At 69.9% G+C, this 11,063-nt stretch carries 9 protein-coding genes and 1 pseudogene; 7 read left to right on the forward strand and 3 right to left on the reverse strand.

Annotated elements, in window-relative coordinates:
• Positions 1-4 precede the first annotated feature (4 nt).
• The 7 genes from ACLJQZ_RS37135 to ACLJQZ_RS37165 all read left to right on the forward strand — a co-directional run bounded on the left by ACLJQZ_RS37135 (position 5) and on the right by ACLJQZ_RS37165 (position 8,995).
• Complete coding sequence (locus ACLJQZ_RS37135) at positions 5-1,657, forward strand: FAD-dependent oxidoreductase (RefSeq protein WP_410624976.1); 1,653 nt, start codon at positions 5-7, stop codon at positions 1,655-1,657.
• The gene (locus ACLJQZ_RS37140) at positions 1,654-3,075 is read left to right on the forward strand and encodes an ATP-binding protein (RefSeq protein ID WP_326955586.1); all 1,422 of its coding nucleotides are present in this window, start codon (positions 1,654-1,656) and stop codon (positions 3,073-3,075) included. The genes ACLJQZ_RS37135 and ACLJQZ_RS37140 overlap by 4 nt, the downstream gene beginning before the upstream one ends.
• Positions 3,075-4,568 carry a carboxylesterase/lipase family protein gene (locus ACLJQZ_RS37145; protein ID WP_410624978.1) on the forward strand — a complete coding sequence of 498 codons (1,494 nt, stop codon included), beginning with the start codon at positions 3,075-3,077 and terminating at the stop codon, positions 4,566-4,568. The genes ACLJQZ_RS37140 and ACLJQZ_RS37145 overlap by 1 nt, the downstream gene beginning before the upstream one ends.
• An 81-nt stretch (positions 4,569-4,649) precedes the next feature.
• Entirely contained in the window at positions 4,650-5,717 is a 1,068-nt protein-coding gene (locus ACLJQZ_RS37150) for a hypothetical protein (RefSeq protein ID WP_410624980.1), read from the forward strand.
• Position 5,718: 1 nt separating this feature from the next.
• On the forward strand, positions 5,719-6,834 hold the full coding sequence (locus ACLJQZ_RS37155; RefSeq protein ID WP_410624981.1) for a toxic anion resistance protein: 1,116 nt from the start codon (positions 5,719-5,721) through the stop codon (positions 6,832-6,834).
• The gene (locus ACLJQZ_RS37160; protein WP_410624983.1) at positions 6,831-8,432 is read left to right on the forward strand and encodes a substrate-binding domain-containing protein; all 1,602 of its coding nucleotides are present in this window, start codon (positions 6,831-6,833) and stop codon (positions 8,430-8,432) included. Before ACLJQZ_RS37155 ends, ACLJQZ_RS37160 begins: the two co-directional genes overlap by 4 nt.
• Positions 8,429-8,995 (forward strand): hypothetical protein, encoded by a 567-nt coding sequence (locus ACLJQZ_RS37165; RefSeq protein WP_410624985.1) that lies wholly within the window; start codon positions 8,429-8,431, stop codon positions 8,993-8,995. Before ACLJQZ_RS37160 ends, ACLJQZ_RS37165 begins: the two co-directional genes overlap by 4 nt.
• 106 nt (positions 8,996-9,101) lie before the next feature.
• Here ACLJQZ_RS37165 and ACLJQZ_RS37170 read toward each other — a convergent pair whose 3' ends face one another.
• From ACLJQZ_RS37170 to ACLJQZ_RS37180, 3 genes and pseudogenes are all read right to left on the reverse strand, one after another.
• The gene (locus tag ACLJQZ_RS37170) at positions 9,102-9,929 is read right to left on the reverse strand and encodes a hypothetical protein (RefSeq protein WP_410624987.1); all 828 of its coding nucleotides are present in this window, start codon (positions 9,927-9,929) and stop codon (positions 9,102-9,104) included.
• A 285-nt stretch (positions 9,930-10,214) separates the two neighbouring features.
• Positions 10,215-10,469 (reverse strand): hypothetical protein, encoded by a 255-nt coding sequence (locus ACLJQZ_RS37175; RefSeq protein ID WP_247061574.1) that lies wholly within the window; start codon positions 10,467-10,469, stop codon positions 10,215-10,217.
• Positions 10,470-10,764: 295 nt separating this feature from the next.
• Positions 10,765-11,063: pseudogene (locus ACLJQZ_RS37180) on the reverse strand (IS110 family transposase); the annotation flags it as partial.

Consider the following 11,063-nt stretch of genomic DNA (forward strand, 5'->3'; position numbering starts at 1 on the left):
AAGCGTGAGCCAGCCGATCCTGATGACCGTCGACGACGATCCCGCCGTGTCCCGCTCGGTCGCCCGTGACCTGCGCCGGCGCTACGGCAAGGACTACCGCATCATCCGCGCCGACTCGGGCGCCGACGCCCTCGACGCGCTGCGCGAGATCAAGCTGCGCGGCGACGCCGTCGCGGCGATCCTCGCCGACTACCGGATGCCGCAGATGGACGGCATCGCCTTCCTCGAGAAGGCGATGGACCTGTTCCCGCACGCCCGCCGGGCCCTGCTGACCGCCTACGCCGACACCGACGCCGCGATCCAGGCGATCAACGTCGTCGACGTCGACCACTACCTGCTCAAGCCGTGGGACCCGCCGGAGGAGAAGCTCTACCCGGTGATCGACGCGCTCGTCGAGACCTGGAAGGCCGTCGGCGACAAGCCGGTCGACGAGGTCAAGCTCCTCGGCCACCGGTACTCGTCGCCGTCGTTCCACATGCGCGACTTCCTCGCGCGCAACGCCGTGCCCTACCGCTGGTACTCGGTCGAGGACGACGAGGGCAAGCGCCTGCTCAAGGCCGCCGACGCCACCGAAGCCGACATCCCGGTGATCGTCACCCCCGACGGCACCGTGCTCAAGCACCCCTCCAGCGGCGAGATCGCGGACGCGGTCGGCTTGTCGACCCGCCCCGCGCAGGAGTTCTACGACCTCGTCGTCATCGGCGGCGGCCCGGCCGGGCTCGGCGCCGCGGTGTACGGCGCGTCCGAGGGCCTGCGCACGGTGCTCGTCGAGAAGAAGGCCACCGGCGGGCAGGCCGGGACGAGCTCGCGCATCGAGAACTACCTCGGCTTCCCCGACGGCGTCTCCGGTGCGCAGCTGACCGACCGGGCGCGGCGCCAGGCGCAGAAGTTCGGCGCCGAGGTGCTGACCGCCCGCGACGTCGTCGGCCTGGAGGCCCGCGGCTCGTCCCGGGTCATCACCTTCGGCGACGGCAGCGAGATCGCCGCGCACTCGGTGATCCTCGCCAGCGGCGTCACCTACCGCGCGCTCGACGCCGAGGGCATCGAGGAGCTGAGCGGCCGCGGCGTCTACTACGGCTCGGCGCCCACCGAGGCGCCCGAGTGCAAGGGCGAGCACGTCTACATCGTCGGCGGCGCGAACTCCGCCGGGCAGGCCGCGGTGTTCTTCTCCAAGCACGCCAGCGACGTCAGCATCCTGGTCCGCGGGGAGTCGCTCGAGTCGTCGATGTCGCACTACCTGATCGAGCAGATCGCCGGCATCGAGAACATCCACGTCCGCACCCGCACCACGGTCAAGCAGGCCCACGGCGACGGCCACCTGGAGCGGCTCACGCTCTGCGAGAACGGCGTCACCGAGGAGGTCGACACCGGCCACCTGTTCATCTTCATCGGCGCGGCCCCCCGCACGGAGTGGCTCGGCGACGACCTCCACCGCGACGACCACGGCTTCGTCTGCACCGGCCCGGACCTGCTGGCCGCCGGCCAGCGCCCGCGGGGCTGGACCCTGGACCGTGACCCGCATTACCTCGAGTCGTCGATCCCGGGCGTCTTCGTAGCGGGCGACGTGCGGTCCCAGTCGGTCAAGCGGGTGGCGTCGGCGGTCGGCGAAGGCGCGATGGCCGTGACGCTGGTACACCGGTACCTGGAGGAACAATGAGCGCATTGCCGCGGGAAGAGCTTCGCGGCCTCTTCCTGTTCGAACACCTTTCCGAGGACCAGCTCGACTGGATCGCCGACAACGCCGTGCTCGAGGAGTACGAGGGCGACACCGTCGTCATCCGTGAAGGCGACGAAGCGACCTGCTTCTACGTCCTGCTGAGCGGCGCGATCCGGATGACGCGGCTCGTCAGCGGCACCGAGGTCGAGACCAACCGGTCCGACCAGCGCGGCGTCTACTTCGGCGCGACGCAGTTCTTCGTGCACCAGGACACCGACCACCGCTACGGCGCGTCCGTGCGCGCGCTGTCCGACGTCACGTTCCTGGCGCTGCCCTCGCGGGAGTTCTCCGTCGAGTTCCGTCGGTGGTTCCCGATGGCGACGCACCTGCTCGAAGGCATGTACCTCGGCTGGCGCAACAGCGACACCGTGATCGGCTCGCGCCGCCGTCTCCTGGCGCTGGGCGAGCTGTCGGCCGGCCTGACGCACGAGCTGAACAACCCGGCCGCGGCCGCCGTCCGGGCGACGTCCGCGCTGCGCGAGCGCGTCGCCGGGATGCGGCACAAGCTGGCTTTCCTGGCGAAGAAGACCATCGATCCCGAGCTGCTCTACCAGCTGATCGACGTCCAGGAAAAGCTGGTCAAGCAGGTCGCGCAGGCTCCGAAGCTGAGCGCGATGCAGCAGTCCGACCGCGAGGACCAGATCAGCGACTGGTTCGAGGACCACGACATCGACGGTGGCTGGGACCTCGCCGACATCTACGTGCGGGCCGGGCTCACCACGACCGACCTGGACAACGTCCTGGAGCAGGTCGGCGACACCTTCATGGACGGCGCCGTCCGCTGGCTCGCCTACGCGCTCGAGACCGAGATGCTGATGGGCGAGATCGAGGACTCGACCACTCGCATCTCCGCGCTGGTCGGCAAGGCCAAGCAGTACTCGCAGATGGACCGCTCGCCGCACCAGTGGGTCGACGTCCACGACGGCCTCGACTCCACGCTCGTGATGCTCGCGGGCAAGATCGGCGACGGCGTCCGCGTCGTCAAGGAGTACGACCGCGACCTGCCGAAGATCCCGGCGTACGCGGGCGAGCTCAACCAGGTGTGGACGAACATCATCGACAACGCGCTGGGCGCGATGGGCGGCGAAGGCACGCTCACGCTGCGCACCTGGGGCGTCAACGATCAGGTGCGCGTGGAGATCGGCGACACCGGTCCGGGCATCCCGGAAGACATCAAGGGGCGGATCTTCGAGCCGTTCTTCACGACCAAGGCGGTCGGCGAGGGCACCGGGCTCGGCCTGGACATCTCGTGGAAGATCGTCGTCGAGCGGCACCAGGGCGACCTGCGCGTCGAGTCCGAGCCAGGGAGCACCCGGTTCGAGGTGTGCCTTCCGACCGAAGAGCAGGCCTCCCTCTGATGGCCTCGGTCCCGACGGTCACGACCGAGCTCGGGGCGCTGGTGGGGCTGGCGGGTGACGGCGTCCGCCGGTGGCGCGGGATCCCGTACGCCCGGCCGCCGGTCGGCGAGCTGCGGTGGAAGGCGCCGCAGCCGCCTTCGCTCTCGGGTGGCGTGCACGTCGCGGCGGAGTACGGGCCGCACGCGATGCAGTCGCCCGACCCGATGAACCCGCAGGCGGTCTGCGACGAGGATTGCCTGTACCTCAACGTCTGCACGCCGGAGGAGCCCGCGCCCGAGGGCGGGTACCCGGTGCTGTTCTGGCTGCACGGCGGCGGTTACCGCGTCGGTCACGGCGAACAGCTCGGCGACGGCGAGGAGTTCGCGCGCGCCGGGATCGTCGTCGTCACGATCAACTACCGGCTCGGCTCGCTCGGGTTCCTGCACCTCGCCGGCATCTTCGGCGAGGCCGAGGCGGACGCCGGGGTGGGCGGCCTGCTCGACCAGATCGCCGCGCTGAAGTGGGTGCGCCGCAACATTTCCGCGTTCGGCGGGGACCCGTCGCGGATCACCGTCTACGGCGTCTCGGCGGGCGCGAAGAGCGTCGGGAACCTGATGGGCAGCCCGCTCGGCGCGGGGTTGTTCGCGCAAGCGATCAGCAGCAGCGGCGGCGCGGACCACGTGGCGACGCCGGAAACCGGCACCGCGCTGGCCCGGCGGCTGCTCGACGAGGTCGGCTGCCACGACATCGCGTCCCTGCGGGCGTTGCCGGCCAAGGAGTTCGTCGAGGCGCAGGAACGGATCCTCACCGGGTTCCAGGCGCTGTGGCTGTGGCGCCCGACGCTGCACCCCCGCGTGCTGCCCGAAGTCCCGATCGAGCCGATCCGCCGCGGCAGTGCGGCCGGCGTCCCGCTGCTCGTCGGCTGCAACAGCAACGAAGGCAGCACGTACGCGATGATGCTGGGTGACGACGTCGCGACGGCGCCCGCCAGTGGGGTTCTCAGCGAGATCCTCGGCGAGGAAGGCGCTTCGCAGCTTCTCGAGACGTACCTCCGCCGCGTCCCCGACCTCAACGCCGCGAAGATCGCCGCGATGGGCGACGAACGCTACGGCGTCCCGACCCAGCGGCTCGCCGACGCGCAGTCCGCGCACGCGCCCGTCTACCGCTACCGCATCGACATCGCGGCCCCCGGCGTGCCCGAGCAGCTCGACGGCGGGCACGGCACCGAGACGACGATGGCGTGGAAGACGCCGCTGCCGTTGTTCGCGGAAGCGACCGACGTGAACCCGGCCCGCGAGCGCGCGGCGTTCCTGATCCACCGCTGCTGGGTGCGGTTCGTGCACGACGGCGTCGCGTCCGCCGACGGCCCCGAATGGCCGCCGTACGGCCCGGAGCTGCGACCGGTGCTGGTTTTCCGGGAAGACACGGACTTGGTGCTCGACCCACGCGCCGAAGAGCGAAAGGCTTGGGGCGAAACGGAATGGGCGTCGGGGACCTGGTTCCCGGTGACCTGAGACCGTTCCTTCACCCGCTGTTCACTTCGAACCGCCTCCCTCCCGCGTCAAATGAGCGAAGGCGGCTGAGGGGAGTGGCTCGTGAAACGCCGGGTATCGATCGGACTGGCCGTGGTGCTGCTGCTCGCGGTCGTGGCGGTGATCGTCTGGGGCAACGGCTCCGGGCCGGGTCTTGCGACGGTGCGCGGGGTCATCGGGTCGGAGAAGCAGGCCTTCTTCACCGACCAGCGCGTCGTCGACGCCTTCGCGCACCACGGGCTGAAGGTCGAGGTCGACACGGCCGGGTCGCGGCAGCTCGCGACGACCGTCGACCTCGGGAAGTACGCGTTCGCGTTCCCGTCGTCCTCGCCCGCGGCGCAGAAGATCCAGCGCGACCGCAAGGTCACGACCGTGTACACGCCGTTCCAGTCGCCGATGGCGATCGCCACCTTCGAGCCGATCGTCGCGCTGCTGCGCGCGAACGGCGTGGTGCGCAAGGGCGCCGGCGACTACGACGTCCTCGACGTCGCGAAGTACCTGGACGTCGCGAAGGCGGGCACGCGCTGGGACCAGCTGCCCGGTAACACCGCGTACCCGGCCCGCAAGAACGTCCTGGTCACGACCACCGACCCGCGTGAGTCGAACTCCGCGGCGATGTACCTGTCGATCGTTTCCTTCGTGGCCAACGGCAACACCGTCGTCAGCTCACCCGAGCAGGAGGCGAAGGTGCTGCCGTCGGTGTCGAAACTGTTCCTGGACCAGGGATACACGCAGAACAGCACCGAAGGACCGTTCGAGGACTACCTGTCCGCGGGCATGGGCAAGACGCCGCTGGCGTTGATCTACGAGTCGCAGTTCGTGGACCGCGTCGTCCGCGGCGACGGCTCGATCCGGCCGGACATGCGCATGATCTACACCGCGCCGACGGTCTACTCGAAGCACACGCTGGTGCCGCTGTCGGGTGATGGCGACAAGGTCGGTCAGCTGCTCGCGACCGACCCCGAGCTGGGCAAGCTGGCCGCGACCTTCGGGTTCCGCACCACCGACCCGAAGCTCTTCGCCGACGTCGCCGCGCCGGCGCACGCGCCCGCAGACCTCGTGGACGCCGTCGAGCCGCCGTCGTTCGAGACCCTCGAGCGCCTGCTCGACGCCGTCGGCAAGCAGTACTGACATGGACGAACTCACCCCCGTCACCGCGGTTTCCCCCGAGCGGGCCGCCGGGCTCGTCACGCTCGGGGCCGACACCCGCGCCGAGATCACCGCGCGCGCCGACGTCTTCGCGACGCGCCTGGAGGCCTTGGACGTCAAGTCACCGGAGTTCACCGACGTCCTCGACGAGCTGCTGGCCGTCGGCGAGGCCGACATGCGGGCCGCGGCCGGCGTCGCGGGTGCGATGCTGGACCGCTCGTTGCGTGGTTCCGCTTCTCCTCAGGACCAGGTCACGATGAGCCTGGCCGGGTTGCGCCGGACGGTCGCCGAGCTGGACCCGGCGAAACTGCCGATCACCGGCCGGAAGCTGCTCGGCGTGTTCCCGGTGGCCAACGCCGCAAAGCGGGCCCTGGATCGCTACCACGCGGCGAACGAGCCGGTGAACGCGCTGGTCGTCGACCTGCGGACACGGCAGGACCGGTTGCGGCGGGACAACGCCGCGATCAAGGGCGAGCGCGAACGGCTGTGGAAGGTACTGGGGAAGCTCGCCGAAGCGTCGGTGTTCGCCGAAGCCGTTGACGCGGCCATCGAGCGTCAGGCGTCGGTGTTCGAGTTCGCCGACCCGTCGCGGGCCCAGGCGTTGCGCGGCGACATCCTCTACCCGATCCGGCAGCGGCACCAGGACCTGCTCACCCAGCTCGCGGTGAGCGCGCAGGGGTACCTCGCGCTGGACCTGGTGCGGCGCACCAACGACGAGCTGATCCGCGGCGTCGAGCGGGCGGTCTCGACGACCGTGTCCGCACTGCGCGTCGCGCTGCTCGTCTCGGCCGCGCTGGCGGGTCAGCGGGACGTCCTCGACGAGGTGGCGGCGCTGCGGTCGACCACCGACGGGCTGATCCGCGCCAACTCCGAGCTGCTGGAAACGCAGTCCGCGGAGATCCGCAAGGCGAGCAGCGACCCGGCCGTCGCGACCGAGACGATCCGCGCGTCGTTCGACCGGATCTACGCCTCGATCGACGCGATCGACGGCTTCCGCGCGGACGCCGTCCGCACCATGGCGACCACGGTCGAGTCACTGACCGGCGAGCTGCGCCGCGCCGAGGACCACCTGCGGCGTTCGCACGAGGGGGAAGTATGAAGAAGCTCGTTTTACTGGCGCTGACCGCGGTGGTGCTGGCCGGCTGCTCCTCCGCGGCGTCCGACGGCCCTGAGCCGGGTACGCTCAGGATCCTCGCGGGCAGCGAGCTGGCGGACATGCAGCCGGTGCTCGACGAGGCCGCGAAGGCCACCGGCGTCAAGGTCAAGTTCACCTTCACCGGCACCCTGGAAGGCGCCGAGTCGCTGGCGAACGGCAGTGCCGACGGCAGGTACGACGCCGTGTGGTTCTCGTCGAACCGTTACCCGGCCGGGATTCCCGACGCGGCGAAGCGGCTCGGGAACCAGGTCAAGATCATGAGTTCGCCGGTGGTGCTGGGGCTCTCGGCGTCGTCCGCGCGACGGCTCGGCTGGACGGGCAAGCCGGTCGGCTGGGGCGAGATCGCCGCGCAGGCCGGCAAGAAGGCGTTCACGTACGGGATGACCGACCCGTCGGCGTCGAACTCCGGGTTCTCGGCGCTGGTCGGCGTCGCGTCGGCGCTCGCGGGCGCGGGCACCGCGATCGACGCCCGGCAGATCGCCGCCGTCACCCCGCAGCTGACGCAGTTCTTCAGCGCGCAAGCGCTTTCGGCCGGATCGTCGGGCTGGCTGTCGGACGCGTACACGCGACGCGCGACCGGCCAGGACCCCGGGCAGAAGGTCGACGGGCTGATCAACTACGAGTCCGTGCTGCTCTCGGCGAACGCGTCCGGGAAGCTGCCGGAACCGCTGGAGCTGATCTACCCGAGCGACGGCGTCGTCACGGCGGACTATCCCTTGACGCTGCTGGCGGACGCCGGGGCCGACGCGCGTTCGTCGCACCAGCGGCTTGCCGACTACCTGCGCACGCCGGACGTCCAGAAGCGGATCATGGACACGACTCAGCGACGTCCGGTCGTGCCCGGGGTCGCGCTGGGGCCGCAGTTCGCGCGGCGGGACCTCGTCGAACTGCCGTTCCCGGCGACGCAGCAGGCGGTGGATGCCCTGCTCCAGGCGTACTTCGACAAGATCCGCAGGCCGTCGCGGACGCTGTACGTGCTCGACACGTCCGGCTCGATGGAGGGCGACCGGATCGACTCGCTGCGCACCGCGCTGGCCGGCCTGACGGGTGCCGACAACTCGCTCACCGGCCGGTACCGGCGGTTCCGCAGCCGGGAGGAGGTGACGATGCTGCCGTTCAACTCAGGGCCTTCGCCGGCTTCGACGTTCGTCGTGCCGGAGCAGGATCCGGCGGCCGAGCTGGCGCGGATCAAGGCGTTCGCCGAAGGGCTCTCCGCTCGCGGCGGGACGGCGATCTACGACAGTCTCTCCGAGGCTTATCGGGTGCTGGAACCCTTGGCGGCGCGCGATCCCGATCGCTTCACCTCGATCGTCCTGATGACCGACGGGGAGAACGCGAACGGCTCGTCCCTGTCCGATTTCCAGGCGTCGTTCGGCTCGCTGCCGCCCGCGATGAAGGGGGTGCCGGTGTTCACGGTGCTGTTCGGCGAGGGGTCGAGCGACGAGCTGACGCAGGTCGCGACGATGACCGGCGGCAAGGTGTTCGACGCGCGGAAGGTCCAGCTCGCGAGCGTCTTCCAAGAGATTCGTGGATACCAATGATGGTGCGTTACCTGGGCTCGACCAAGAACCTCGCCGGCTGCGTCGGCGGGCTCATCGGCCTGGGCCTGTACCTGACCGGGGTGATCGGCTGGCTGTGGCCGGTGGTCGTGGTCGCGCTGTACGCGGCAGGCGCGTTGCTCGCGCCGCCGGAGAAGGTCCGGCTGCTGCCCGACGCTTCGGGGGAGCTGCGCGTGTCTTTGGAGACGCTGGTCTCCTCGGTTTCTTCCCAGGCGTCGCGGATGCCTGAGTCCACTGTGGACACTGTGCGGCGGATCGCCGAAGTGCTGGCCGACCTGCTCGCGCAGCCCGCGCGGCTGCAGGCCGATCCGGACCTGCGGCACTCCGTGGTCCGGCTGGTGCGGACGGATCTGCCGCTGTCGGTGGAATCCTTCCTGAACCTGCCGCGCTGGTTCGCGTCCCGGCGGGCCGGTGCGGCTTCGGAACTGGCGGCACAGCTCGATTTGCTCGAAGCGGAGGCACATCGGATCGCCGAGCGGTTCTACGCGGCGGACGTCGACCGGCAGGCGGACCACACGCGTTATCTGCGCGACCGGGACGCGTGATTATCCTGCTGTGCCAGGGTTTCCCGGTTGTACCCGTGTGAGTGATGTGTTCGAACGGGCGTTCGAGTAACTTCATTGGCGTAGGGCCCACGTCGATGAAGGAGAGTTATGGACGCGTACCGAGTTTCGGCAGAGTCAGGGTCATGGCCGCGGTGGTCAGCCAGCTCAGCAGGTCGGCCAGCGAAATGCGGGAAAGCCGTTCCGGCCATTCCTCCGCCACGGTGTGCAGCACGAGTTCGTCCTGCCGTGGCTCCACCTTCGTCAGCTTTATCCCGGGCGGGAGTTCCGGCAGGGGGAGCACGATGGGGCGGAAGCGTGCCGGTGGCTTCAGCTGCCGGCGTCCGATGTGGAGAGTCCGCGGCACGAGCACCACGGCGTCGTCCACCACCTGGGCCTCCAGGGTCAGGTGGCCCCACTGCGGCCGCTTGGCCCAGTGGATCTGGAGCAGCCCGCTTTCGGCGGGCGCGGCGACGATCCCGGGGCGGACTGCCGCCACCCGCTCACGCAGCACGTCCGCGGCCACGGCGATCCGCAGCTCGACCCGCGCGGGAATGGCGGCCGGCGTGGGCAGCGAGCGGAGGCGGACGTCCTCGGCGAGCACGGTGACCCGCTTGAGGAGGATGCTGCTCTGCTTGCCGGTCTCGTCCGCGGGCTCGGGCCAGTCGACGTCCTCGGCGACGATGCGCACGTCGCCGACGCGTCCGGTGGCCAAGCGCAGGCTGTCGGCCGGGTAGTGGAGTTCGGTGAGGGTGAGGCCCACCTCGCGGCCGTCGACCTTGGTGGTCAACCGGCGCCCGACGAGCTGCTCGGTGACGGTCCGCACGACAGCGGCCGGCGTGACCGGGACGTTCGGAAGCAGTGAACGCCCGACCGCGGCCAGCCCGGCCAGCTCAGGCCAGGGCGCCCAGCCGTCGAACCATCTGCCGTCAGTCATCCGTCCAGTGTCGCCGAAGAACGCTGTCGGCGGGGACGGCGGGTGGCCGCCCGAAGGGGTGAGAGCGTGCCTGCCGTCGGTTGCGCGTCGACAAGGGCCTTCGTGACCAGCCCGAACGGTTTCGGGCGGTGCCTGGCGCCTGCTTCGTCACATGCGCCAGGCAATCGTGCGCGTTTCGCTGTCAGTGTGGTGAGTGCTGTCAGTGTGGTGAACCACCTGCCGTCGCCGGAGGGGTCGGCGACGGCAGGTGGCAGTCCAGTGGAAGGCGCGGGCGGCGAGCGCCCGTCACCGACCGGCGAAGCGGGCGATGATGCCCGTGACGACCAGCCAGAACACGGCGGCCAGACCGAAGTCGAGGATCACGGCCAGGCTCGGGTTGCTCACCGGGAACAGGCCCGGCCAGAACAACGCGAGAGGAACGGCCAACGACTTGATGAAGACGAAGAAGGAGTTACCGGCATTCGCGCCGGCGAGCACCATGATCATGTAAAGAACTTCGATCCCCGCGAAGATCGCGCCGATCGCCGTGATGACCCGCACGGCCGTGTTCCGTCGAGTGGTGGTTCGCCAAGGAGACATGCCGCCGAAATTCCCGGATTGGGTGACCTGTCAAACGCTTCAAGCCCCAGATTGCGCCGTTTGGCCGCTGTTATTGCTCTCTGCTGGGCCGCTGGCACGCTCAGTGAGCCAGAATCCGCCTTTAGCGCCCCCGATCGCCGAGTCAATCCCTCCGCCGCGGGCCGGCGCACCCTCACCAGCGGCTCAGACGCCCATCCACCGCCAGTTCCCCGCGTCCGCCCCCGATACCCCGAAAGACATCCCAGGAGCGTAGATGTCAAGCAGCAACGTTCTCGGCGTGATGCGGCCAGGCAGTGTGCTCGTCGTAGACGATGCCGGTTTTGAGGCATCCGTGGAGAATGCCGACGAGTCGGTTGGCGAGCTGCCGCAGTGCGGCGTTGTGGCCGGCGCCGCAGGCTTTCTGCCGGTCGTAGTAAGCGCGGGCCCCAGGCGAGTGCAGCAACGCGCTCTGTGCCTGGCTCATCAAGGCGTCGATGAGCCGGTCGTTGTGCACGAACCGCGCCAAGGCGACCTTCTTCTTGCCCGAAGCGCGGGTGATCGGGGAGGTCCCGGCGT

This window comes from Amycolatopsis sp. cmx-8-4 (assembly GCF_046548675.1).
Classification (GTDB): domain Bacteria; phylum Actinomycetota; class Actinomycetes; order Mycobacteriales; family Pseudonocardiaceae; genus Amycolatopsis.